This window comes from Pseudomonas knackmussii B13 (assembly GCF_000689415.1).
GTDB lineage: Bacteria > Pseudomonadota > Gammaproteobacteria > Pseudomonadales > Pseudomonadaceae > Pseudomonas > Pseudomonas knackmussii.
Window position 1 is genome coordinate 1051503 of sequence record NZ_HG322950.1, and the last position, 24993, is coordinate 1076495.

18 protein-coding genes are annotated in these 24993 nt (G+C 66.8%); 8 read left to right on the forward strand and 10 right to left on the reverse strand.

Annotation, left to right across the window (positions count from 1 at the left end; translation table 11 throughout):
• Positions 1-4: 4 nt before the first annotated feature.
• The 3 genes from sbcD (at position 5) to PKB_RS05005 (ending at position 5536) form a co-directional block, all read left to right on the forward strand.
• A complete protein-coding gene (sbcD, locus tag PKB_RS04995; RefSeq protein ID WP_043249522.1) occupies positions 5-1225 on the forward strand; it encodes an exonuclease subunit SbcD in 1221 nt (406 codons plus the stop codon).
• Positions 1225-4665 carry an exonuclease subunit SbcC gene (sbcC, locus tag PKB_RS05000; protein ID WP_043249523.1) on the forward strand — a complete coding sequence of 1147 codons (3441 nt, stop codon included), beginning with the start codon at positions 1225-1227 and terminating at the stop codon, positions 4663-4665. Before sbcD ends, sbcC begins: the two co-directional genes overlap by 1 nt.
• A 178-nt stretch (positions 4666-4843) precedes the next feature.
• Entirely contained in the window at positions 4844-5536 is a 693-nt protein-coding gene (locus tag PKB_RS05005; protein ID WP_084166575.1) for a Dps family protein, read from the forward strand.
• A gap of 93 nt (positions 5537-5629) precedes the next feature.
• Here PKB_RS05005 and PKB_RS05010 read toward each other — a convergent pair whose 3' ends face one another.
• Entirely contained in the window at positions 5630-6112 is a 483-nt protein-coding gene (locus PKB_RS05010) for a BRO-N domain-containing protein (protein WP_043249524.1), read from the reverse strand.
• Between the two features lie 723 nt (positions 6113-6835).
• Between PKB_RS05010 and PKB_RS05015 the strand changes: the two genes are divergently transcribed.
• Positions 6836-7378 (forward strand): hydrolase, encoded by a 543-nt coding sequence (locus PKB_RS05015; protein ID WP_043249525.1) that lies wholly within the window; start codon positions 6836-6838, stop codon positions 7376-7378.
• On the opposite strand, the gene rlmF is transcribed toward PKB_RS05015, so the two are convergent.
• The 4 genes from rlmF to PKB_RS05035 form a co-directional block, all read right to left on the reverse strand.
• The gene (rlmF, locus tag PKB_RS05020; protein ID WP_043249527.1) at positions 7375-8364 is read right to left on the reverse strand and encodes a 23S rRNA (adenine(1618)-N(6))-methyltransferase RlmF; all 990 of its coding nucleotides are present in this window, start codon (positions 8362-8364) and stop codon (positions 7375-7377) included. The two genes, PKB_RS05015 and rlmF, sit on opposite strands and share 4 nt — an antisense overlap.
• A 257-nt stretch (positions 8365-8621) precedes the next feature.
• Positions 8622-8918, reverse strand: coding sequence for a winged helix-turn-helix domain-containing protein (locus PKB_RS05025; RefSeq protein ID WP_043249529.1), 297 nt, complete (start codon positions 8916-8918; stop codon positions 8622-8624).
• A gap of 18 nt (positions 8919-8936) precedes the next feature.
• A complete protein-coding gene (locus PKB_RS05030) occupies positions 8937-10769 on the reverse strand; it encodes an SLC13 family permease (RefSeq protein WP_043249531.1) in 1833 nt (610 codons plus the stop codon).
• A gap of 104 nt (positions 10770-10873) precedes the next feature.
• Positions 10874-12529: a thiamine pyrophosphate-binding protein gene (locus PKB_RS05035; protein WP_043249532.1), complete on the reverse strand. Its 1656-nt coding sequence runs from the start codon at positions 12527-12529 to the stop codon at positions 10874-10876.
• A 237-nt stretch (positions 12530-12766) separates the two neighbouring features.
• Between PKB_RS05035 and PKB_RS05040 the strand changes: the two genes are divergently transcribed.
• Positions 12767-14671, forward strand: coding sequence for a M14 family metallopeptidase (locus PKB_RS05040; protein WP_043249533.1), 1905 nt, complete (start codon positions 12767-12769; stop codon positions 14669-14671).
• Between the two features lie 155 nt (positions 14672-14826).
• On the opposite strand, the gene PKB_RS05045 is transcribed toward PKB_RS05040, so the two are convergent.
• The 4 genes from PKB_RS05045 to PKB_RS05060 all read right to left on the reverse strand — a co-directional run bounded on the left by PKB_RS05045 (position 14827) and on the right by PKB_RS05060 (position 20243).
• Complete coding sequence (locus PKB_RS05045; protein WP_043249534.1) at positions 14827-17676, reverse strand: valine--tRNA ligase; 2850 nt, start codon at positions 17674-17676, stop codon at positions 14827-14829.
• A gap of 229 nt (positions 17677-17905) precedes the next feature.
• Positions 17906-18277: a hypothetical protein gene (locus PKB_RS05050; protein WP_043249535.1), complete on the reverse strand. Its 372-nt coding sequence runs from the start codon at positions 18275-18277 to the stop codon at positions 17906-17908.
• Between the two features lie 15 nt (positions 18278-18292).
• The gene (locus PKB_RS05055; protein WP_043249537.1) at positions 18293-18721 is read right to left on the reverse strand and encodes a DNA polymerase III subunit chi; all 429 of its coding nucleotides are present in this window, start codon (positions 18719-18721) and stop codon (positions 18293-18295) included.
• Between the two features lie 34 nt (positions 18722-18755).
• Positions 18756-20243, reverse strand: a complete 1488-nt coding sequence (locus PKB_RS05060) for a leucyl aminopeptidase (protein ID WP_043249538.1) — start codon at positions 20241-20243, stop codon at positions 18756-18758.
• 200 nt (positions 20244-20443) lie between these two features.
• Between PKB_RS05060 and lptF the strand changes: the two genes are divergently transcribed.
• Together lptF and lptG are read left to right on the forward strand one after the other, a co-directional pair.
• Positions 20444-21568: an LPS export ABC transporter permease LptF gene (gene lptF / locus PKB_RS05065; protein ID WP_043249540.1), complete on the forward strand. Its 1125-nt coding sequence runs from the start codon at positions 20444-20446 to the stop codon at positions 21566-21568.
• Entirely contained in the window at positions 21561-22628 is a 1068-nt protein-coding gene (lptG, locus tag PKB_RS05070) for an LPS export ABC transporter permease LptG (RefSeq protein ID WP_043249543.1), read from the forward strand. The genes lptF and lptG overlap by 8 nt, the downstream gene beginning before the upstream one ends.
• 77 nt (positions 22629-22705) lie before the next feature.
• On the opposite strand, the gene PKB_RS05075 is transcribed toward lptG, so the two are convergent.
• Entirely contained in the window at positions 22706-23218 is a 513-nt protein-coding gene (locus PKB_RS05075; protein WP_043249544.1) for an RDD family protein, read from the reverse strand.
• Positions 23219-23405: 187 nt separating this feature from the next.
• Between PKB_RS05075 and PKB_RS05080 the strand changes: the two genes are divergently transcribed.
• Positions 23406-24986 carry an EAL domain-containing protein gene (locus PKB_RS05080; RefSeq protein ID WP_052355182.1) on the forward strand — a complete coding sequence of 527 codons (1581 nt, stop codon included), beginning with the start codon at positions 23406-23408 and terminating at the stop codon, positions 24984-24986.
• The last annotated feature ends 7 nt before the right edge of the window (positions 24987-24993 follow it).

Sequence of the window (24993 nt, forward strand, 5' to 3'; positions counted from 1 at the left end):
GCGCATGCGCATCCTCCACACCTCCGACTGGCACCTCGGCCAGCACTTCATGGGCAAGAGCCGCGAGGCCGAACACCGCGCCTTCTGCCGCTGGCTGGTGGAGCAGGTGCGCGAAAATGCCGTGGACGCGGTGCTGATCGCCGGCGACATCTTCGACACCGGCGCGCCGCCCAGCTACGCCCGCGAGCAGTACAACCGCTTCATCGTCGAGCTTCGCGAGACTGGCGCGGCGCTGGTGGTGCTCGGCGGCAACCACGACTCGGTGGCGATGTTGGAAGAGTCGCGCGAGCTGCTGGCGGTACTCGGCACGCGAGTTGTCGCGGCCGTGGGGACGGACCTCGACCAGCAACTGCTGGTGCTGCCGCAACGCGACGGCACGCCCGGCGCGCTGTTGTGCGCGATCCCCTTCATCCGCCCGCGCGACCTGCTTTCCAGCCAGGCCGGGCAGAGCGCGCAGGACAAGCAACTCGCCCTGCAGCAAGGCATCCAGGCGCATTACCAGGCGCTCTTCGCCCTCGCCGAAGCCAAGCGCGCGGAGCTGGGCGGCCAGCTGCCGATCGTGGCGACCGGGCACCTGACCACCGTGGGCGCCAGCGCCAGCGAATCGGTGCGCGAGATCTACGTTGGCAGCCTGGAGGCGTTCCCCACCAGCGCCTTCCCGCAGGCCGACTACATCGCCCTCGGACATATCCACAGGCCGCAGAAGGTCGGCGGCCTGGAGCACATCCGCTATTGCGGCTCGCCGATCCCCCTGAGTTTCGACGAGGCGCGGCAGACGAAGGAGGTGTTGCTGGTCGACCTCGACGAGAACGGCCTGCGCGCCGTGGCGCCGCTGCCGGTGCCGTGCTTCCAGCACCTGCAATCGCTGGCCGGCAACCTCGAAAGCCTGCCCGCCGCGCTGGCCGAAGCCGCGCGCCTGGGCACGTCGGTACAGCCGGTATGGCTCGAAGTGCTGGTGCGCGAGGACGACTACCTCAGCGACCTGCAGGTGCGCATCGAGAAACTCTGCGCCGAACTGCCGGTGGAAGTGCTGCGCACCCGCCGCGAGCGCGGCAACCAGCAGGCGGGGCTGTTCAGCGAGGCGCGCGAGACGCTCGACGAGTTGTCCGCCGAGGACGTCTTCGAACAGCGCCTGGACGCCGAGACCCTGGAGCCGCCGCTGCGCCGGCAACTGACCGGGTTGTACCGCGAAGTCGTCGCCGAGCTGAGCGAGGAGCAAGCCTGATGCGCATCCTCAGCCTGCGTCTGAAGAACCTCAACTCGCTCAAGGGCGAGTGGAAGATCGACTTTTCTGCCGAGCCATTCCGCGACAACGGCCTGTTCGCCATCACCGGCCCCACCGGCGCCGGCAAGACCACACTGCTCGACGCCATCTGCCTTGCGCTCTACCACCGCACGCCGCGGATGGGGGCTCTTTCTAAAGGCTCGAATGAGCTGATGACTCGGCACACTGCGGACTGCCTAGCCGAGGTTGAGTTTGAGGTGAAGGGCCTGCGCTATCGCGCGTTCTGGAGCCAGCGTCGGGCGCGCGACAAGGTCGATGGTGCTCTACAAGATGCCAAGGTTGAGCTTGCGCGCATCGATGTTACTGGAGGTGAGGGAGAAATCATCGCTGACAAGGTCAGCGAGAAATTGAGTCAAGTCGAGAAGCTTACCGGCCTCGACTTCGGCCGTTTCACCAAGTCCATGCTGCTGGCCCAGGGCGGCTTCGCCGCCTTCCTCGAAGCCAACGCCAACGAGCGCGCCGAGTTGCTGGAAGAACTCACCGGCACGGAAATCTACGGGCTGATCTCGCAGCGCGTGTTCGAACGCACCCGCGAGGCCCGCGCCAGCCTCGACCAGCTGCGCGCACGCGCCGAAGGCATGGAGCTGCTGAGCGCCGAACAGCGCGCCGAGCTTGAGGCCGAGGCCGAGCGGCTGCTGGCCGAGGAGCAGCCCCTGGGCCAGCGCCAGCAGGACCTGCAAGTTCAAAGGCGCTGGCGCGAAGACCTGACTCGCGCCGAGCAGCAACGCGAGCAAGCGCTGGAGCGCGAGGCCCAGGCACGCCTGGCATTGGAAAACTCGTCCGCCGACCTGCAACGCCTGGCCGCCAGCGAGCCGGCGGCGCGCCTGCAACCGTTGCACCAGGGCTGGTCCCAGGCGCAACAACGCGCTGCACAGGCACAAGGGGCGCTGGAAGATATCCAGCGCCAGCAACGGGACAATGCCGAGAAGCTTATCCGCAGCCTCTGGCAGGCCAGCCGCCATGCCTTGCAACTCCGCGAGCAGCGGCAGGGCGCGTTGGAGCAGCTGGTCGAGCAGCGCCGGCAGGTCCAGCAGCAACTGGCCGAACAGCCGCAGCGTTCGCGTCTCGGAGAACTGCTGGGCGGTTGGAAAGTGCAGTTCGAGCTGCGCGAGCAGCTGCGCGGTGAGCACGCCGGCGCGCAGTCGCGCCTGCAGGAAGCCAGCCGCAGCATCGAGTCCCTCGACGCACAGTTGGTTGCGCAGCGCGAGGTCATGGCCACGGCCGAGCAGCAACTGAACGACGCACGCCAGGCCGAGACGCAACGCCAGCAGGCGTTGCAGGTGCTGCTGGGGGAGGGCGGCGAGTCCGGCCTGCGCGAGCATTGGCAACGTCTGCAACAGCAGGCGCGGACCCTCGATCGCCTGGAGCAGATCGCCGACGCTCGCCAGCAGGGCGCCGCGCAGGTCGCCCGCCTGCAGCCGCAACTCGACGCCTTGCAGCAGCGACAGCAGCAGAAGAACGGCGAAATCGCCGCGCTGCGCGAGCGCTACAAGACGCTGAAGCAGCAGGTCGCCGACAAGGAAAAACTGCTCGAACAGGAGCAGCGCATCCAGGCCCTGGAGGCCTATCGCGCGCAGCTGCAGCCGGGCGAAGCCTGCCCGCTGTGCGGTTCCCACGAGCACCCGGCCATCGCCAGCTACCAGGCGCTGGACGTCTCGCAGACTCGCCGCGATCTGGACGAATGCAAATCCGCCCTGGCCGCGCTGGAAGAGCAGGGCAAGGCGCTGGCCGGTGAGCTCGCGCGCCTGGAGGCCCAGGCCGAACAGGCCCGCCAGCAGCTCGACCAGAGTCACCAGCAACAGCAGCAACTCGATGCCGATTGGCAACGTCTGCTCGCCGAGCAGGCCCTGCAGATCGCCGACGTGGCCGCGCTGAATGCGGCACGGCAGGCACAGGAAACGGCCCTGGCGCAGGTCCAGGAACGGCTCGCCGCTGTCGATGCCGGCAAGGCCGAGCTGCAACGCGCGACTGCTGCTCGCGAAGCCAGCGAGCGCAATCACGGCAGCGCGCTCCAGCAGCAGGCTCTGTTGCAGCGCGATCTGGAGAACGCCCGTCAGCGCCTTGCCGAGCAACAACATCGCCTGGCGCAGGTGCAGGCCCAGGAAGAGCAGCAGGCCGGCGTTCTGCTGGCCGCGCTGGACGGCTTTGCCGATGCCTTGCCGAATGACGCGGCAAGCTGGCTCGCCGCGCGCGAACAGGAGTGGCGCGACTGGCAAAAACTCCAGCAGCGCGACCAGCAGTTGCAGGCGAGCGAGAGCGAGGCGCGCACCGCGCTCGGCGAGGCCGAAACCCAGGCCGCGCAGTGGGCGGCACGTTGGCAGGCCAGCGGCGAGCAACCGCTGCCGGAGCCGGCGCCCGCCGATGATCCACAGCAAGCAATGAAAGCAGCGGCCAGTGCCCTGGCCGAGGCCCAGCGCCAGGCCGATGCCCTGGGCGGTCGCGAGCAGAGCCTGCAAGCCCAACTGGAGCAGGCGCGTACCCAACTGGCGGAAGGCGAGGGCGCCTGGCAGCGTGCCCTGGCGGAAAGCCCCTTCGCCGATCGGGATACCTTCCTGGCTGCGCTGCTGGACGACGCAGAACGTGGGCGTCTGGTCGATCTCAAGGCGCGCCTCGACACTGCGCTGACCGAAGCCATCGCCTTGCGCGCGGCGGCCGAGGAAAGCGAGACACGGCTGCGCGCCGAGCCGCGCACCGAACTGGCGTTGGCCGAGCTGGACGAGCAGCTGAAGGCCCTCGCCGTACAACTTCGCGAACTCGGCCAGCGCCAGGGCGAAGTGCGCGCGCAATTACTGGGCGACGACGCGCGGCGTGCCAGCCAGCAGGCGCTGTTCGCGGAGATCCAGGCGCAGGAGGAAAGCCACGACCTCTGGCAGCGTCTGAACGGTTTGATCGGCTCGTCCGATGGCGCCAAGTACCGGCGCTTCGCCCAGGGCCTGACCCTCGATCATCTGGTGCATCTCGCCAACCGACAATTGCAGCGCCTGCACGGGCGCTATCAACTGGCGCGGCGCAGCGACGGCGAGCTGGAGCTGGAAGTGGTCGACACCTGGCAGGGCGACGTCGCCCGCGACTGCCGCACGCTGTCCGGTGGCGAGAGCTTCCTGGTCAGCCTGGCGCTGGCCCTGGCGCTGTCCGACCTGGTCAGCCACAAGACCAGCATCGATTCGCTGTTCCTTGACGAAGGCTTCGGCACCCTCGACGGCGAGACGCTGGAAGTCGCGCTGGATGCCCTCGACAGCCTCAACGCGAGTGGCAAGAGCATCGGCGTGATCAGCCACGTCGAGGCGCTCAAGGAACGCATCCCGGTGCAGCTCAAGGTGCACAAGGGCGTGGGCATGGGCTACAGCCGGCTGGATGCGCGCTTTGCGGTGAAGCCCTGAGGCGATGCGGCGCACCCGCCCCGGGTGCGCTGACTTGCAATCGAGGCAACCCGATATAGGCTCAAGGGCGCACTCTTCGCCATGAGAGGTTTGCGCAGGGAGTGCGTCCGGCTCGTCCCAAGCCGCCATGCGCGGCACACCCAGGGGCGGCATCCACAGACCCCGGAGGTGATCGAAGATGAAGAAATCCGCAGCCACCGCGAAGAAGCCAGCGGCCACCAAACCCGCCGCGAAACCGGCCGCGAGCAAGGCCGCTGCGAGCAAACCCGCTGCCAAGCCTGCCGCCGCGAAGCCCGCAGCAGCCAAGGCCGCCGCCAAGCCGGCAGCCAAGCGCGCCAGCACCGCCGCGAGCAAGCCCGCACCGCGCCGCGCACCGGCCCTGGCCACGCCCTCGGACCTGAGCAAGGACGCCACCCGCGACCTCAGCGCCGCGCTCAGCCGCCTGCTCGCCGACGTCTTCGCGCTGTACCTGAAGACCAAGAACTTCCACTGGCACGTCAGCGGTCCGCACTTCCGCGACTACCACCTGTTGCTCGACGACCAGGCCACCGAACTCTTCGCCATGACCGACCCCATCGCCGAACGCGTACGCAAGATCGGCGGCAACACCATCCGCTCCATCGGCCACATCGCGCGGGTCAAGCGCATCGCCGACAACGACGCGGAATTCGTCCAGCCGCTGGACATGCTGGCCGAGCTGCAGGAGGACAACAAAACCCTCACCGCCCTGATGCGCGAAGTCCACGGCCTGTGCGACGAACACCGCGACATCGCCACCGCCAGCCTGCTGGAGAACTGGATCGACGAAACCGAGCAGCGCACCTGGTTCCTCTTCGAAACCAGCCGCCGCGGCGATCCGACCGGGCACTGAGCCGCCATCCGCAAAAAGGCCCCGTGAGGGGCCTTTTTCATTTCGTAGGAGCAAGCTCGCTCCTACAGGGTATGCCTGGCTCCGCGGCTCCCGTCAGCGCCGCAGCCAGCCGCGGCGCGCGGGATCCTCGACCTGTCGGCTGAAACGCGGCAGCTCCTCCAGCGGCACCCACCATTCGCCCTGCCATTCCAGCAGGCTGACCCGCGCACCTTCCCAGCTGAGGAACGCCCGGCGCGGCTTCCACGCCGCCGTGGCGACCTGGTCGCGCAGCGTCGGGATCACCTCCTGGGTGAGCCAGCGGCGCAGGTGGCGATTCTCCGGGTGCTGGTAGCGGTAGAAGGCCTTGTAGACCCCGGACTCGCTGATCAGCGTTTCGCTGTCGGCACCGCCGGCATGGGCGAGCAGGGCCTCGCGGCGCTGGTCATCCTCCAGTTGGCGGACGATGCGCTCGGGATGCCGATGGCCCATCAACCGGCAGAAATCGCGGGCGGCGAACCAGGGCTGGTCGTCGATCAGGACGGCACGCAGGGGGCGGTTGAAGCGGAGGAAGGTGGTGGGGGTGTATGCGTCGTGCATAGAGGACAGCTCCTAGCTAGTTCCGTTAGCCGCCGCCGTTCGCTGTCAATCGAAGGGTGGCGAATCGCACAGGGTTGACAGACCGGAGCTAGGACCCGGCAGACCCGAAGGTCTCCCTGCACGATTCGCCATAGAGCATTGCAGTGAAAAAACTGCAATCGTGCAGGGGCCTGCAAGAACGTTCGCTGTTCTCGCATGCACACCATAGGCGCATCGCGCCTAGCTTCCGGGCTGTCAAACCCGGCCACGGGATTGACCGTGACCGGCGCAGGATAGGCAGGTGCCGAGGGGCGGGCAAGGAGAACTGGAGGGGAGAGGCGAGATGTCGCGCCAGGAAAAGGGCGTATGGAGCGGAGGCAGGCCGTGCAGGATTGGCGAACCGGTGAGATAGAAAGCCGGCAGACCCAAAAGTCTCCCTGCACGGCCCACCATGGGCCGAACAGCGAATCGCGCGAGGTTGACAGACCGGGACAAGGACCGGCAGGCGCGAGGCCTCCTCGCGCGATTCGTCGGCGAGCTTCGCAGGAAATTGGGCGGCTGGGGCCGCTGGCAAGGGCTTACGTCTCTTTCCAGGCGCATTGAGGATATTTCTGATCGGCCAGGAGCACTGTAGGAGCGAGCTTGCTCGCGAACCAGCCGTGCCGCCGAATCGTTCGCGAGCAAGCTCGCTCCTACAAAAGGGCGTGCCTATAGTGATCGTCTACCTTGCCCCAGGAGCCCGCCATGCTGATCCGTGCACAGACCTCGACGCTGCTCATCGTCGATATCCAGGAACGCCTTTATCCCGCCATCCACCAGGGCGAGCAGGTGCTCGAATACGCTGCCTGGCTGCTGGCACTGGCGCGGCGGTTGGGTGTGCCGGCGCTGGCCAGCGAGCAGTACAGCAAGGGCCTTGGCCTTACCTTGCCGATGCTGCGTGAGCAACTGCCGGCCGAAGCGATTCTGGAGAAGATCGCCTTTTCCGCCGTGACCGATCCCGGCTTGCTGCAGATGCCCGGCGGTGAGCGCCGGCAGTTCGTGGTGTGCGGCACCGAGGCGCATGTCTGCGTGCTGCAGACCGTGCTCGGCCTTCTGGCGGAGGACCGTGAGGTCTTCGTGGTGGCCGAGGCCGTTGGTTCGCGGCGGCCCGAGGACAGGGCGCTGGCGCTGGAGCGCATGCGCCAGGCCGGCGCGGTGATCGTCAGCCGCGAGATGGTTGCCTTCGAGTGGCTGGAGCGTGCCGGCAGCGAGATTTTCCGCAGCATCAGCCGCGAGTTCATCCGCTAGCGATACCAGGCGCCGCGCGCTTCGGCGTCGTGGAAGGTCCAGGCGACGAAGCGGCTCTGCTTCTGCCCCTGGGCCATGTCCACGGTGCGTACCAGTAGTGCGCCGGCCTGCTTGAGGGCGCGGCGGAAGTCGTCGAGGTTGCCGGCCTTGGAAACCAGCGAGCTGAACCACAGCACCTGCTGCGCCACGTCCGTGCTCTCCCGCGCCATGCGCCGCAGGAAGGCGATTTCGCCGCCTTCGCACCACAGCTCGTTGCTCTGCCCGCCGAAGTTCAGCACCGGCAGTTTGCGCGACGGGTCGAGCTTGCCGAGGTTCTTCCATTTGCGTTTGCTGCCCGCGCTGGCCTCTTCGGGCGAGGCGTGGAACGGCGGGTTGCACAGGCTGGCGTGGAAGCGTTCGTCGCTGTGCAGCAAGCCGTGGAAGATGTGCTTCGGTTCGGCTTGCTGGCGCAGTTCGATGGCTTCGGCCAGGCCCGGGTTGGCCATGACGATGTTGCGCGCCGAGGCCAGGGCGGCGGGCTCGATGTCGGCGCCGAGGAAGTGCCAGCCGTAGTCGCGGTGGCCGATCAGCGGGTAGATGCAGTTGGCGCCCACGCCAATGTCCAGCAGGCGCACGGCGGGGCCGCGCGGCACGCTGCCGGCGTTGTCCTCGGCGAGCAGGTCGGCCAGGTAGTGCACGTAGTCGGCACGGCCGGGGATCGGCGGGCAGAGGAAGTCTGCGGGAATCTCCCAGTGGGCGATGCCGTACTGCGCCTTCAGCAGCGCGCGGTTGAACACCCGCACCGCCTGCGGGTTGGCGAAGTCGATGCTCGGCTTGCCGTAGGGGTTGGTGATCATGTACTCGCCGAGCTCGGGGCTTGCGGCAATCAGTGCGGGAAAGTCGTAGCGGCCCTGGTGGCGGTTGCGCGGGTGCAGCAGGTCGGGCTTCTTCGCGGCGGGATCGCGCAGCGGCTGGGGTTTCGCGGGACGTTTCGGCGGCTTCGGCATGACGGGCGGCGGGGCAGGGGAGCGGAGGGGGATTTTCCCACAGAACCGCGCGTTCTGCTCTTCGTAGGATCGAGGGGGACGCCTAGTCCTTGCTCGCGAACAGCCCTGCGTGGAGTCGGTTCGCGAGCAAGCTCGCTCCTACAGGGGGGGCGGGGTCGAGCCCGGTTCGTTGTGCGCAACTGGGTTCCCGCGTTCGCGGGAATGACGTTCGGCATGATGCGTCGTCCCCGCGAACGCGGGGATCCAGAGAACGTGCCTCAGGGGTACTCCAGCACCGCCTTGATCTTCGGAAGGTTCGCTTCGATCCAGCGCGGGTCGATGGCACCCCAGTCGCGGATGCGGTAGTGCCCGGCGTTGTTGCGTTCGCCGTCGTGCTGCTCGAACACGCAGTCGATATCCAGGTCGGCCAGCGCGGCCAGGGTGTCCTGGGCGGTGCGGCGGGGCATGCCGGTGGCTTCCATCAGCGCCGGCACGCTGCTCGCCTTGCCGCTGTCGACCAGCCAGGCAACGTACAGGCGGCGGTAGAAACTGCTCTTGGTCTTGCTCACTTCCATGGGATTTTCCTTGTTCTATCAGTGCAGGGGCAGCAGCCAGGGCACCAGCAGCACGCTGACGATCATGACCAGCAGGGTGAAGGGGACACCGACTTTAACGAAGTCGCCGAAGCGATAGCCACCGGGGCCGAGCACCAGGGTGTTCACCGGCGAGGAAATCGGCGTCATGAAGGCTGCCGAGGCGGCCAGCGCGACGATCATGGCGAAGGGCTCCGGCTCGGCGCCCAGGACCTTGGCCGTGGCGATGGCGACCGGCGCCATCAGCACGGCAGTGGCCGTGTTGGAGATGAACAGGCCGATCAGCGCGGTGAGCAAGAACAGGCTGGCGAGGATCAGGTAGGGGCCGGCGCCGCCCAGCGCGGCCACCAGGCCCTGCACGGCCAGGGCGATGCCGCCGGTCTTCTGCAGGGCCAGGGCGAAGGGCAGCATGCCGACGATCAGCACCAGGCTCGGCCAGTGGATGGCGCGGTAGGCGCTGTCCATGTCGATGCAGCGGCAGGCGCCCATCAGCAGGCAGGCGATGAGCGCGGCGACCACGTTGGGCACCACACCGCTGACCATCAGCACCACCATCAGGCCGAGGGCGAACAGCGCGTGCGGCGCCTGGCTCGCGGCGGGCACGGCTTCGTCCACCTCGGCCGGCAGGTTGAGCACCAGGAAGTCGCGACCGCTGCTCTGCAACTGGCGGATGGCCTTCCAGGTGCCGACCACCAGCAGCGTGTCGCCGACCTTCAGTTTCGCCTCCAGCAGACCTTCGACCAGCGCCTCGCCGGCGCGGCGCAGGCCCACGACGTTGAGGCCGTACTGGCTGCGGAAGGCGAGCTCCAGCACGCTCTTGCCGAGCAGCCGGGACTCCGGCGGCAGCATCACCTCGGCCATGCCGACCTCGTGGGCGCGTTCGGTGAAGTAGTCGCCGTGCAGGCTCAGCGGCTCCAGGCCGTATTCGTGGTAGAGGGCGAGCAGGTCGATGTCCGGTTGGAACAGGTCAACCAGCAGCACGTCGCCGGCCTGCAAGACCACCTCGGCGCTGGGGCTGAGGATCTTCATGCGGAAGCTCGCCAGGCGCTCGATGGCGATCACGTTGGTGCCGCGCTGCGAGCGCAGCTGGACTTCACCGAGGGTGACGCCGATCAGCTTGGAGCCGGGGCGGATGCGCAAGCGGCGTTCGCGCCCGGCCAATTGGTAGTCGCGGATCAGGTCACTGAGCGAGCGGCGTTGCGTGGCGTTGCCGCCGGCTCCTTCGTTCGCGCCAAGCCAGCGGCGGGCGACGAGCATGTAGGCCACGCCGAAGGCGAGGATCAGCAGGCCGATGGGGGTGAAGCTGAAGAAGGTGAAGCCCGGCTCGCCCTCGCGCACCAGTTCGCTGTGCACCACCATGTTCGGCGGCGTGGCGACCAGGGTGAGCATGCCCGAAATCAGCCCGGCAAAGCTCAGGGGCATCATCAAGCGAGCAGGTGAGACGCGCAGCTTACCCGCGACGCTGAGTACTACCGGGATGAAGATCGCCACCACGCCGGTGGAGCTCATCACCGAACCGAGCCCGGCGACTGCCAACATCAGCAGCACCAGCAGGCGGTTTTCGTCGTTGCCCGCCTTCTGCGCGAGCCATTCGCCGATGCGGTAGGCCACGCCGGTGCGCACCAGGCCCTCGCCGATGACGAAGAGCGCGGCGATCAGGATCACGGAAGGATCGGCGAAGCCGGCCAGGGCTTCCGAGACGCTGAGCACACCGGACAGCGGCAGCGCGACTATCACCAGCAGGGCCACCACGTCCATCCGCGGGCGGTTGAGGATGAACAGCGCCACCGCAGTGGCGAGCAGGAACAGGACCCAGAGCAGTTGCGGATTCATGTGCTTCCCTAGCCAGACTTCGCAGCACATTCTGCCTGCGGATAAAGACGAAATGCCTTGATCCGATGCAGCTTAGCGAAGCCTGGCCGGGGCGCAGCGATGTGTCAGCTCAGCCGGGCGACGGGAGTGATCTGCCGCGGGTCGGTGCGCAGTTCGATCAGCGCCGGCTTGCCGCTGGCCTGGGCGCGCTGGAAGGCGGCGGCGAAGTCCTCGGTACGCTCGACCAGTTCGCCGTGGGCGCCAAAGGCCTGGGCGAGGGCGACGAAGTCCGGGTTATGCAGCGCCGTTCCGGAGATGCGGCCCGGGTATTCGCGCTCCTGGTGCATGCGGATGGTGCCGAGCATGCCGTTGTTCACCACGATCACGATCAGCGCCGCGCCGAACTGCACGGCGGTGGCCAGCTCCTGCGGGTACATCATGAAGCAGCCGTCGCCGGCGAAGCACACCACGCTGCGCTGCGGATCGCGCAGCTTGGCGGCGATGGCGGCGGGGAAGCCGTAGCCCATGGCGCCGTTGGTGGGGGCAAGTTGGCACCGCGCCGCACGATAGCGATAGAAGCGGTGTACCCACACGGCATAGTTGCCGGCGCCGTTGCTGATGACGGCGTTCTCGGGAAGGGTTTCGGCGAGGTAGCCGACCACCGCCGCGAGGTCGACGCCAGCCAGTTCGGCCGAGGGCGCCGGTGGCGTCGAATAGGCGAGGTAATCGGCGCGGGCTTCGGCCGTCCATTCGCTCCACGGGCGCTCGGTCAGCGGCGGCAGGGCATCCAGTGCGGCAGCGATGGCCGGCATGCTCGCCTGGATCGGCAGCGCGGACTGGTAGACGCGGCCCAGTTCGGCAGCGTCCGGATGGATGTGGATGAGCGTCTGCTTCGGCTGCGGGCTCTGGATGAGCGTGTAGCCGGCGCTGGGCGTTTCGCTCAGGCGCGAACCCAGCACCAGCAGCAGGTCGGCTTCCTGCACCCGCGCGGTGAGCTTGGGCGAAGCACCGAAGCCGAGCTGGCCGACGTACTGCGCGTCGCGGTTGTCGTACAGGTCCTGGCGGCGGAACGAGGCTACCACCGGCAGGTCGTTGGTCTGGGCGAAACGCTGCAGCGCATGGCGCGCCGGCTCGTCCCAGCCGGGGCCGCCAACGATCAGCAGCGGCTTGCGCGCGCGGCTGAGCAGACTGCGCAGTTCATGCACGGCGGCGCCCGCCGGGGCGACCTGGGGAATGCGCGGGGCCGGCGCGTCGGCCACCTGGGCTGAGCCGAACAGCACTTCTTCCGGCAGGCCGATGACCACCGGGCCGGGGCGCCCGGACTGGGCGACGGCGAAGGCCTGGGCGACCACTTCCGGGATGCGCGCGATGTCGTCGATTTCCGTGGCCCACTTGGCCAGGCCACCGAACATCTGCCGGTAGTCCACTTCCTGGAAGGCCTCGCGGCCCATGAAGGCGCTCTCCACCTGGCCGACGAAGAGGATCATCGGCGTCGAATCCTGTTTTGCCGTGTGCACGCCGTTGGCCGCGTGGGTCGCGCCCGGGCCGCGGGTGACGAAGCAGATGCCCGGGCGGCCGGTGAGCTTGCCGTAGGCATCGGCCATGTTCGAGGCGGCGCCTTCGTGGCGGGTGACGATGGTGCGGATGCTGCTCGCGTCGTGCAGGGCGTCGAGCACCGGCAGGTAGCTTTCGCCGGGGATGCAGTAGACGGTGTCCACCGCATTGCCCAGCAGGGCGTCGACGAGGATCTGGCCGCCGTTGCGGACGGGGAGGTCGGACATGCTTCGGGCTCCTGTGGATAACGGGCCGCGGCCGCGCTGGCGGAGCGCCGACGAGCCCCGCCAGGCGCGGCCCGGCGTGCCGATCTTCGGGGCAAAGGGGCAGGTGCGCCAAGCGACCTTTCTTCACGAGGTCATTCCGCGCCGGAATGACGCATGTGGCAATCGGTCTGGTTCGGCCCGGGGGAGGCTGGACTAAGGTGTTCGGGGTCTTTGGATCACCACGAAAGGAGGCCCGCCATGCGCTCTCAAGGATTTCATCCGCTGCTCGCCGCTCTGCTGCTAGGCACCAGCTTGCCAGCCCACGCCACGCTACCCCAGGCGCCTGGTTACATCGACGATAGCGCCTACCCGGCGGCAGCCAGGCAACGCATCCTGCCGCCGATGTTCGAGCAGAAGCTCGCCAGCACCCGCTACCTCGCCAAGGCCGGTGACCCGCTGATCACCCTCGCCGAGTCCAGCGGCTTCACGCAGACCAGCGATTACCACCAGACCCGTGAATACCTGCAGAAGCTGGTCGACGCCTCCGCCGGCAAGCTGCAGCTGAGCGAGTTGCCGGAGAAGAGCGCCACCGGCGAGCCGATGCTGCTGGTGACTGCCTCGACCCTGGCCGACAAGTCGCCTGCCGCACTGAACCAGTCCGGCAGGCCGACGCTCTTCGTCGAGGCCGAGATCCATCCCGGCGAGGCCAACGGCAAGGACGCGATGTTCATGCTGCTGCGCGACATGGTCACCGGCGCCAAGCCGCTGGCCGGGTTGCTGGAGAAGGTCAACATCCTCTTCATCCCTACGGTCAACGTCGATGGCGACCTGCGCCGCAGCGCCTATGGGCGGATCAACCAGAACGGCCCGGCGGTCACCGGCTGGCGCGTCAACGGCCAGAACCTCAACCTCAACCGCGACTTCACCAAGCTCGACAGCGCGGAGATCCGCAACGTCGCCTGGGTGTTCAACCAGTACGACCTGAGCTTCTTCGCCGATACCCACTCCACCGACGGCGCCATGTATCCCTACGACAGCTCGTACTGCCACAACGGCAACGGCTGGTCGCCGGCCTCCAGCGAATGGATGGACAAGGTCATGCGCGGCCCGGTGTACAAGGAGCTGGAAGGCGACGGCCACGTGGTCCACGAGTGCATCAGCCTCAACGACAACCAGGACCCGGCCAAGGGCTACTACCCGTATCGCACGGACCTTGCGCGCTTCTCCAACCAGTACGGCGACATCCGCAACGTGCCCTCGGTCCTCATCGAGCAGCACGCGCTGCATCCCTACGAAACCCAGGTGCTGGGCAACTACGTGATGCTCAAGGCGATGTTCCAGGTGATCGGCGACAACGCCGAGTCGCTCAAGGCGGCCATCGCCAAGGACCGCGAGCGCCTGCTGGCGGAGAAGGAGGTGACGCTCACCTGGAAGCCGGGCAAGGACCAGCACACGCCCTTCATCGTCGGTGACTACCGCTACGAGCAGTCGCCGATCACCGGGGCGAAGACCATCGTATGGAGCAACAAGCCGAAGCAGCTGGAGGTGCCGATCAGCGACAACTCGGTGCCGGACCTGGTGGTCAAGCGGCCGAAGCAGTACGTGGTGCCGGTGCAGTGGGGGGAGGTCATCGCGCGCCTGAAGGCCCACGGCATCCAGATGAAGACCCTGGACCAGCCGACGCCCATCGAGGTGACGCTCTACCGCATGGACGGCATCAAGCTGGCCGGCGGCTTCGAGCCCGACCGCGCGGCGGCCAACGAGATTCCTGGCTACGAGGGACACCTGCTGGTAAGCGGCAGCGCCAAGCCGTTCCAGCGCCTGCAGACCTTCCCGGCCGGCTCGGTGGTGATCGACACCGACCAGCCGCTGGGCGTGCTGGCGGTCAACCTGCTGACGGCCGAGAGCCCGGACTCCTTCTGGTCCTGGGGCTTCTTCAACTCGACCCTGGTGGTGGCCGAGGAGCCCGAGGAATACGTGATGGAGCCGATGGCGCGGAAGATGCTCGCCGAGGACCCGAAGCTGAAGGCCGAGTTCGAGCAGAAGCTGAAGAGCGACAAGGCCTTCGCCAAGAACCCGCAGGCGCGCCTGCAGTGGTTTTACGAGCGCACGCCGTTCCACGACGTGAATGCGTATGTGTATCCGGTGGGGGCGGTGTTCTGAGGGGAGAGGACTGGATGCGGCTCTTGTAGGGGCGAGCTTGCTCGCGAACCGCTGTCCAGGAGCTTCGCGAGCAAGCTCGCTCCTACACAAGAGCAGAACCGCGCCTACCCTCGGAAAGCACAAGGCCCGCATTCGCGGGCCTTGTGTTCGATGCCTTACAGGCTGGCGATCTTCTCGCGCTGCTGGATCAGGTTGGTGACGGCCTGCTCGGCTTCAGCCAGCTTGGCGCGTTCCTTCTCGATCACATCGGCTGGGGCCTTGGCGACGAAGCCTTCGTTGGCGAGCTTGCCGCCTACGCGTTTGACTTCGCCTTCCAGGCGCTGGATTTCCTTGTCCAGGCGGGCCATTTCGGCGGCCTTGTCGATCAGCCCAGCCATTGGCACCAGCACCTGCAGGTCGCCGACCAGCGCGGTGGCGGACATCGGCGGCTCTTCGCCTTCGTCCAGCACGCGGATGGTTTCGAGCTTGGCCAGCTTCATCAGCAGCGGCTCGTTTTCGGCCAGGCGGCGGTGGTCCTCGGGCGAGGCGTTGTTAAGCACCAGGTCGATGCGCTTGGCCATGGAGATGTTCATCTCGCCGCGGATCTGGCGGATGCCCAGCATCAGCGCCTTGACCCACTCGATGTCACCCACGGCGGCGGCATCGATCTTCGACTCGTCGGCGATCGGCCAGGGTTGCAGCATCAGGGTGTCGCCGGACTTGCCAGCCTGGCCCTTGATGCGTTGCCAGATTTCTTCGGTGATGTACGGCATGAACGGATGCGCCAGGCGCAGCGCCACTTCCAGCACGCGGATCAGGGTGCGGCGGGTGCCGCGCTGACGCTCGATGGAGGCGTTCTCGTCCCACAACACCGGCTTGACCAGCTCCAGGTACCAGGCGCAGTACTCGTCCCAGACGAACTCGTACAGGGCCTGGGTGGCGAGGTCGAAGCGGAAGGCGTCGAGCTGGCGCGCGACTTCCTGCTCGGCGCGTTGCAGCTGGGAGATGATCCAGCGGTCCACCGAGGACAGCTCGACCGGCTCGCCATTCACGCCGCAATCCTTGCCGTCGGTGTTCTCGATGACGAAGTTGGCGGCGTTCCACAGCTTGTTGCAGAAGTTGCGGTAACCCTCGACGCGGCCCATGTCGAACTTGATGTCGCGGCCGGTGGAGGCCAGCGAGCAGAAAGTGAAGCGCAGGGCGTCGGTGCCGTAGCTGGCGATGCCTTCGGGGAACTCGGCCTTGGTCTGCTTGGCGATCTTCTCGGCGAGCTTGGGCTGCATCATGCCGCTGGCGCGTTTCTCCAGCAGCGCGTCGAGGGTGATGCCGTCGACGATGTCCAGCGGGTCGAGCACGTTGCCCTTGGACTTGGACATCTTCTGGCCGTGGCTGTCGCGCACCAGGCCGTGGACGTAGACGGTCTTGAACGGAACCTGCGCGCTACCGTCGCCGTTCTTGATGAGGTGCATCGTCAGCATGATCATCCGGGCGACCCAGAAGAAGATGATGTCGAAGCCGGTCACCAGCACGTCGGTGGGGTGGAAGGTCTTCAGGTACTCGGTCTGTTCCGGCCAGCCGAGGGTGGAGAAGGTCCACAGGCCCGAGCTGAACCAGGTGTCGAGGACGTCATCGTCCTGGCGCAGCTTGGCGTCGCCCAGGTTGTGCTTGGCGCGTACTTCCGCCTCGTCGCGGCCGACGTAGACGTTGCCGGCCTCGTCGTACCAGGCCGGGATGCGGTGGCCCCACCACAGCTGGCGGCTGATGCACCAGTCCTGGATGTCGCGCATCCAGCTGAAATACATGTTCTCGTACTGCTTGGGCACGAACTGGATGCGGCCGTCTTCCACTGCGGCGATGGCAGGCTCCGCCAGCGGCTTGGTGGAGACGTACCACTGGTCGGTCAGCCAGGGTTCGATGACGGTGCCGGAGCGGTCGCCCTTGGGCACTTTCAGCGCGTGGTCGTCGATCTTCTCGAGCAGGCCGGCGGCTTCGAAGTCGGCGACGATCTGCTTGCGCGCGACGAAACGGTCCAGGCCGGCGTAGGCGGCCGGCAGGCTGGCGTCGATTTGGTCGTTGACGCTGCCGTCGAGGTGGAACACCTGGGCGGTGGCGAGGACCGCGGCGTCCTTGTCGAAGATGTTGATCAGCGGCAGGTCGTGGCGCTTGCCGACTTCATAGTCGTTGAAGTCGTGGGCCGGGGTGATCTTCACGCAGCCGGTGCCGAACTCGCGGTCGACATAGTCGTCGGCGATGATCGGGATGCGGCGGCCTACCAGCGGTAGTTCGATGAAGGTGCCGATCAGGGCCTGGTAGCGCTCGTCTTCCGGGTGCACGGCGACCGCGCTGTCACCGAGCATGGTTTCCGGACGGGTGGTGGCGACGACCAGGTAGTCCTTGCCTTCGGCAGTCTTGTGACCGTCGGCCAGCGGGTAGCGCAGGTGCCACAGGTGGCCCTTCTCGTCGTGGTTCTCCACTTCGAGGTCGGAAATGGCGGTGTGGAACTTGGTGTCCCAGTTGACCAGGCGCTTGCCGCGGTAGATCAGGCCGTCGTCGTACAGGCGGACGAAGGCTTCCTTCACCGCGTTGGACAGGCCCTCGTCCATGGTGAAGCGCTCGCGCGACCAGTCCACGGAGGAACCCAGGCGACGGATCTGGCGGGTGATGGTGCCGCCGGACTGCTCCTTCCACTCCCAGACTTTCTCCAGGAACTTCTCGCGGCCGAGGTCGTGGCGACCCACGCCCTGGGCGGCCAGTTGGCGCTCCACCACCATCTGGGTGGCGATGCCGGCGTGGTCGGTGCCCGGCTGCCACAGGGTGTTGCGGCCCTGCATGCGGCGGTAGCGGATCAGCGCGTCCATGATGGCGTTGTTGAAGCCGTGACCCATGTGCAGGCTGCCGGTGACGTTCGGCGGCGGGATCATGATGGTGTACGGCTCGCCGGAACCCTGCGGGGCGAAGTAGTTGTTCTTCTCCCAGGTCGGGTACCAGTGGGATTCGATGGCGTGGGGCTGGTAGGTCTTGTCCATGAGCGCGGCGGGACCCTTTAAGCGGCTAGACGGAAAACCGCTGAGTATAACGGCTGGCGAGGGGTGGCGGCCACCGGGGATCGGCGCGCATGGCGGCGTTTCCCGCCGGCGAGCCCGTGTAGGAGCGGACCTTGTCCGCGAATTGCGCGCATGGCGCGCGCCTACAAGGGCTCGGCGTGAGGATTTTCGCGGATGAGATCCGCTCCTACAGGGGAGCGGTTCGATGTGGTCAGGATTTGCGCTGGGCCAGCAGGCGCTGCAGGCGGGCTTCCAGTCGGCGTTGCAGCTCGGCTTCGATCTGCGGCACGAAGTCGTCGATCACGTCCTGCAGGATCAGCTGCGCTGCGGCGCGCAGCTCGCTGTCCAGGCGCGCCTGTTCGCTGTCCCAGGTGATCGGCTCGGGCGCGGCCGGCGGCTCCGGCGCCTGTTGCGGGCGCGGCGAAGGGGCCACCACGTCGGAAAGCAGCGGGATGTTGTCCGGCTCGAAGGACTCGGTGAGCAGGGGCGGGTTGCCCTCCGCTTCGCCGAGCAGATCGTGGATCGACTCGAGGTCGTCGAGCAGGTGGTCGGGGTCGGTGGTTGGTGGCTTGCGGCTGTCCATGGTTCCGAGGGAGCGTCAGAGGCGCGGCAGGCGATGGTCCTGCAAAGGATAGCCCTGGTCGCGGTAGTAACGGAAATTCTCCCGCGCCGCCTGGCGGATGGCGGGTTCCTCCACCACCAGTTCGGCGATGCGGGCGAACTTGCCGGCGAAGGCGGGCACTTGCAGGGTCAGGTTGATCAGCAGGTCGTGCTGGCCGGCCGGCGGCTCGCCGAGGCCGAGGGTCACCGCGCTGTCGGCATCTTCCTCGACCGCGTTGTGCGGCAGGAAGGCGTCGCTGCGGAAGCTCCACAGGCGCGCATCGAGCGTTTCGCGCTGGGCTTCGTCGGCGCACAGCAGGTACACCCGCATGCCTTGCCGCCAGGCCTTGTCGGCCAGGCGGCAGGCGATGGTCAGGCGCGCCTCGGGATCGGCGCTGGGGATGACGTAGAAGTCGACCCGGGTCATGCCGGCGATCCCGTACGGCGATTGCGCTTTGCCATTACTTGGCGCGGTCCAGCAGGTACTGGGTCAGCAGCGGAACCGGGCGGCCAGTGGCGCCCTTTTCCTTGCCGCCGCTGATCCAGGCGGTGCCGGCGATGTCCAGGTGCGCCCAGTGGAATTTCTTGGCGAAGCGCGAGAGGAAGCAGCCGGCGGTGATGGTGCCGGCCTTCGGCCCGCCGATGTTGGCGATGTCGGCGAAGGGGCTGTCCAGCTGTTCCTGGTACTCGTCGAACAGCGGCAGCTGCCAGGCGCGGTCGTCGGCCATCTCGCCGGCTTTCAGCAGCTGGCGGATCAGGGCGTCGTTGTTGCCCATCAGGCCGGAAGTGTTGCTGCCCAGGGCGACGATGCAGGCGCCAGTGAGGGTGGCGATGTCCACTACGGAGGCCGGCTTGAAGCGCTCGACGTAGGTCAGCGCGTCGCACAGCACCAGGCGGCCTTCGGCGTCGGTGTTGAGGATCTCGACGGTCTGCCCGCTCATGGTGGTGACGATGTCGCCCGGACGGGTGGCGCCGCCGCTGGGCATGTTCTCGGCGCAGGCCATCACGCCCACCAGGTTGATCGGCAGCTGCAGTTCGAGCACCGCGCGGAAGGTGCCGAATACACTGGCGGCGCCGCACATGTCGAACTTCATCTCGTCCATGCCCAGGCCGGGCTTGAGGCTGATGCCGCCGGTGTCGAAGGTGATGCCCTTGCCGACCAGAACGTGCGGAGCCTCATCCTTCTTGCCGCCGTTGTACTGCAGCACGATCAGGCGCGGCGGCTGGTCGCTACCTTGGGCCACCGCGAGGAAGGAACCCATGCCCAGCTCGTGCAGTTTCTTCTCGTCGAGCACTTCGACCTTCAGGCCCTTGTGCTCCTTGGCCAGGGCCTTGGCCTGTTCGCCGAGGAAGCTCGGGTGGCAGACGTTCGGCGGCAGGTTGCCGAGGTCGCGGGTCAGCGCCATGCCGTTGGCGATGGCCTGGGCTTCTTTGGCGCCCAGTTCGACGGCTGCTGCATCGGCCTTGTCGGCCAGCAGGGTGAGTTTCTTCAGCTTCGGCGCTTCGGTTTTCTGGCTCTTGTAGCGATCGAACACATACAGGCCGTCGGCCAGGGTTTCGACCAGCAGGCGGGCCTTGCCGTGGGCGTTGCGGCCCTTGACCGCCAACTCACCCAGGGCCAGCACGGCATCGCCGCCGCCAAGGTTCTTCAGGTTGCCGAGCACCGCGGAAACCAATTTGCGGTACTGGCGGTCGGAGAGTTCGCGTTCCTTGCCGGCGCCAACCAGCAGCACGCGCTCGGCCTTGAGGTTGGGCAAATTCTGCAGCAGTAGAGTCTGGCCGACCTTGCCGGCCAGGTCGCCGCGCTTGAGCAGGCTGCTGATGGCGCCGCCGCTGGCGGCGTCCACGGCCTTGGCCGCGTTGCCGAGTTTGCGGCCTTCGCTGACGGCGACCACCAGTGTGGCGGTCTTCAGGGTTTCCGGACTGGCGCTTTTTACAAGGAATTCCATGGCAAGGTGTCCCCAATCGAAGGGTCGAGATGGCGGATGGCTTACTGTTGCGGCCGGGTGCATGCGCAGTGACAGCTCCGGCGAATCGCAGGATAATGCCGGGTATTTTTCACCGGTCCGCGGCTGCGCGGGCCGGCAGAGCCTCGAGGCGGCTAGTTTGAGCGTAGCCGGCCGAGCGTGACAACCCTGGAGTGCCCGGTTTGATTGTCTTCCGTTACCTCTCCCGCGAAGTTCTGGTCACCATGAGCGCGGTCAGCGCCGTGTTGCTGGTGATCATCATGAGCGGCCGCTTCATCAAGTACCTGGCCCAGGCGGCCCAGGGTGCCCTCGATCCAGGCTCGCTGTTCATGATCATGGGCGTGCGGATGCCCGGCTTCCTGCAGCTGATCCTGCCGCTGGGGCTGTTCCTCGGCATCCTGCTGGCCTATGGCCGGCTCTACCTGGACAGCGAGATGACAGTGCTCACCGCCACCGGCATGAGCCAGCAGCGCCTGCTCGCCTACAGCATGGCGCCGGCCCTGCTGGTGGCCTTGCTGGTGGCCTGGCTGAGCCTGTCGCTGGCGCCCAAGGGCATCGAGCGCATGCAGCTGATCCTGAACAAGCAGGACGCCATGACCGAGTTCGACACCCTGGCCCCGGGGCGCTTCCAGTCGATGCGCGACGGCAGCCGGGTGACCTACACCGAGCAGTTGTCCAACGACCGCACCCAGCTCGGTGGCGTGTTCATCGCCGAGAAGAATCCGCCGCACAACGGCAAGCCGGGCACCGACGCGGTGCTGGTGGCGCACCACGGTGTGCAGCAGATTCATCCGGACGGCAGCCGCTACCTCATCCTCAGCGATGGCTACCGCTACGACGGCGTGCCGGGCCAGGCCGACTACCGGGCGATCAAGTACGACACCTACGGCGTGCTGCTGCCCAAGCCGGAAGTGAGCAGCGAGATCGATGACCGCGACGCCGTTCCCACCAGCGAGCTGCTGGCCAGCAAGGAGCCGCGCATGCGTTCGGAGCTGCAGTGGCGCCTGTCCATCCCGTTGCTGGTGTTCATCGTCACCGTGCTGGCGGTGCCGCTGTCCAAGGTCAACCCGCGCCAGGGGCGCTTCCTCAAGCTGCTGCCGGCCGTGCTTCTGTACATGAGCTACCTGGCGCTGCTGATCACTGCTCGCGGCATGCTCGACAAGGGTAAGATCCCGCTGGGCATCGGGCTCTGGTGGGTCCACCTGCTCTTCCTCGCAATCGGCCTGCTGCTGGTCTACTGGGAACCCCTGAGATTGAAGTGGGCGGCTTCCCGTACCCGTTCCGTCGAGGAGCGCCAGCATGCGTAAGCTCGACCGCTACGTCGGCGCGACCGTCTTCCTGTCCATCCTTGCAGTGCTGGGCGTGATCCTTGGCCTGTCGATGACCTTCGCCTTCATCGATCAGCTCGGCGCGCTGGACGAGAGCTACACCCTGGGCGCTGCAGTCAAGTACATCCTGCTCACCACCCCAAGCCGGATCTACGACCTGCTGCCGATGGCCGCGCTGATCGGCTGCCTGGTGGGCCTCGGCACCCTGGCCAGCAACAGCGAGCTGACCATCATGCGTGCCGCCGGCGTGTCGCTGCAGCGCATCGTCTGGGCGGTGATGAAGCCGATGCTGGTGCTGATGTTCGTTGGCATCCTGATCGGCGAGTTCGTCGTGCCCTATACCGAAAACCAGGCGCAGAGCGATCGCGCCCTGGCCCAGAGCGATGGCGGCGTGGTGAGTTCGCGCAACGGGCTGTGGCACCGCCAGGGCCAGGAGTTCATCCACATCAACGTGGTGCAGGCCGATGGGCTTCTGCTTGGCGTGACCCGCTACGACTTCGACGAGCAGCACCAGCTGCTGCGTTCGAGCTTTGCCAAGCGCGGGACTTTCCAGAACGGCCAGTGGGTGCTGGAAGACGTCACCACCACTGTGCTGCACCCGCAGGAGAAACGCAGCGAAGTGCAGCAGCAGGCGACCGAGTCCTGGAATATCGAGCTCAGTCCGAAACTGCTGAGCACCGTGGTAATGGAGCCGGAGTCGCTCTCGATCAGCGGTCTGTGGGACTACATCCACTACCTGCAGGAACAGGGCCTGAGCAGCAGCCGCTACTGGCTGGCGTTCTGGACCAAGGTCCTGCAGCCGGTGGTCACTGCGGCACTGGTGCTGATGGCGATTTCCTTCATCTTCGGCCCGCTGCGCAGCGTGACCCTCGGCCAGCGCGTGTTTACCGGCGTGCTGGTGGGCTTCACCTTCCGTATCGCCCAGGACCTGCTCGGTCCGTCCAGCCAGGTGTTCAACTTCCCGCCGCTGCTGGCGGTGCTGGTGCCGGCGGCGATCTGTGCGCTACTCGGCGCCTGGTTGCTCAAGCGGGCGGGGTGAGCCGGCAAACGCCGCGATACCACGCATAAAAAAGCCCGGCTGCCTTTGGCGCCGGGCTTTTTTCATGGTGACGCGCTTCAGCCGCGGCCCTGGGTCGCCTTGCGCACGTCCTTGGGGATCTGGATGACCACGCTTTCCGAGTAGCGGTCCTGCCAGGTTCTCTTGTCCTTGTCCCAGAGCATCCACAGGAAGCCCAGGCCGGCGCACAGCCAGGAGGCGATGGCGATGACGAAGCGCAGCAGCGCCTGAACCAGGCTGATCGCGCTGCCGTCGCGGTTCTGCACACGGATGCCCCAGACCTGCATGCCGAGGGTCTGGCCCTTGTGGGTCCAGAACTTCGCGAAGAAGGCGAACAGACTGATGAACAGCAGGCTGGACAACATCGGATCGCCGATCAGGCCGCCCTGGTCGGCGAGCTGCTTCAGGCGCTCGCTGCCGAGGATCAGACGCAGAACCACCTGCTGGTAGAGCAGGGTGACCACCATCATCAGTGCCACGCAGAGCAGGAAGTCGTAGAACATCGCGGCAAAGCGACGCAGCAACGGGGCGGGCGGGAAATTTCCTGATGGCTGGAGCGAGGGCTTGGACATAGTGTGGCCTTTGCGCTGGCGTGGGGCGGGGCGATCCCGGTGGTGGCCGGGGATTATACGGGCTTCGCCGTTTCATGTTGGCCGACAGGGTGCCGCACGCGGGCTACGCTTGCGTCAGGCGCTGCGGGCAATCGGCAGGCCTTGGCGCGTCGCAGCGGCGGGGCGCCGAATCAGTGGAATCACAGGGATGCTGCTATCGAACAAGGCCAGGCGTCGCTTGCTGGTGCGTCTGCTGTTCTCGCTGGTGATGGCGATGCTGCCGCTGACGGTGGGTGGGGCGATCGTCTACTGGCAGACGCTGGCGAGTCTGCAAAGGGAGGCCAGGCATGCCGCCAGCGAGGCGGAGCGCTTGGTCGACGTCATGCTCGCCAACGCAGTGGGTGCGGCGCGCACTACCATCGCCTATTCGGCCGGCGATTGCCTGAGTGCCGAGCCAATCCTGCGGCAGCAGGTCGCGATCGTCCCCTTCGTTCGCTCGCTCAACCTGACTCGCGACGAGCGTATTTTCTGTACCTCCCTTTATGGTCCCTTCGACCGCCCGGTTGACGTGCCGTCTTATAGCGAAGGCCGCCTGCTGCTGATGGCCGGCAATGAAGTCACGCCCACCACCTCGCTGCTGGTCAATCGAATGGTCGACGGGCGCTTCGGTGTACTCGCGACCATCGATGGCCGCTACGTGACCAGCGTTCTGCAGTTGGTGGATCTGCGCTCGGAATTGCAGCTGCAGGTCGGGGGTCGCTGGTTGGACGAGGAGGGGAACGTCCACCTCGGCCCGCCTGAAGCGCTACCGCTGGGGCATGCCAGCGTGCCCTCGGATCGCTTCCCGTTCAGCGTGATAGGAGGTTTCAAGGCCGGGGAGCAATGGCGCTACATGCGCGAGGACAGCTGGCCGTTGCTGTTGGGCCTGTCCCTGCTCGGTGTGCTCTCCGGCATCAGCAGCTATTGGCTGTGGGGGCGCGCAGGGACGCCGACCCGCGAGCTGGAGCGCGCGCTGCATGCCGGCGAGTTCGTGCCCTACCTGCAGCCGCTGGTGGACGGTGCCAGCGGGCGCTGGGTCGGCGCCGAGGTGCTGATGCGCTGGAAGCACCGCAGCGAAGGCCTGGTCAGCCCGGACCTGTTCATACCCATGGCGGAGCGCTGTGGCCTGATCGTGCCGATGACCCGCTCTCTGCTCAATCAACTGGCCCTAGGGCTGGGGCCGCACGCCGGCCTGTTGGGGCAGGGCTTCCACCTGGGCGTCAACATCAGTGCCGAGCATTGCCGGGGAAACAGCCTGATCAACGATTGCGCGGATTTCCTGGGGGCCTTCGCACCGGGCAGTCTGAGCCTGATGCTGGAGCTGACCGAGCGCGAGATGATCGAGGCCAGCGAGGGTATCCGCGATCTCTTCGAGCAGCTGCGCGCGTTGGGCGTGACCCTGGCGATAGACGATTTCGGCACTGGGCAGTCGCGCCTGACCTACCTGGGCGAGTTCCAGGTGGATGCGTTGAAGATCGACAAGATATTCGTGGCCTCCATCGGCACCGACAGCCTGATGCGGCACATCCTCGACAGCATCGTCGAACTCTCGGCCAAGCTCGACCTGCTGGTCATCGCCGAGGGCATAGAAACGCCGGCGCAGCGCGATTACCTGCTTGGCCATGGAGTCGAATGCCTGCAGGGCTACCTGTTCGCCAAGCCCATGCCGCTGGCAGATTTCATTGCCGGGTTGCGAGCTGGTAGGTGCGAACAGGCCGGGGAGGCGCCGTTCGGCAAGGGCGACGCCTAAGCCCGGT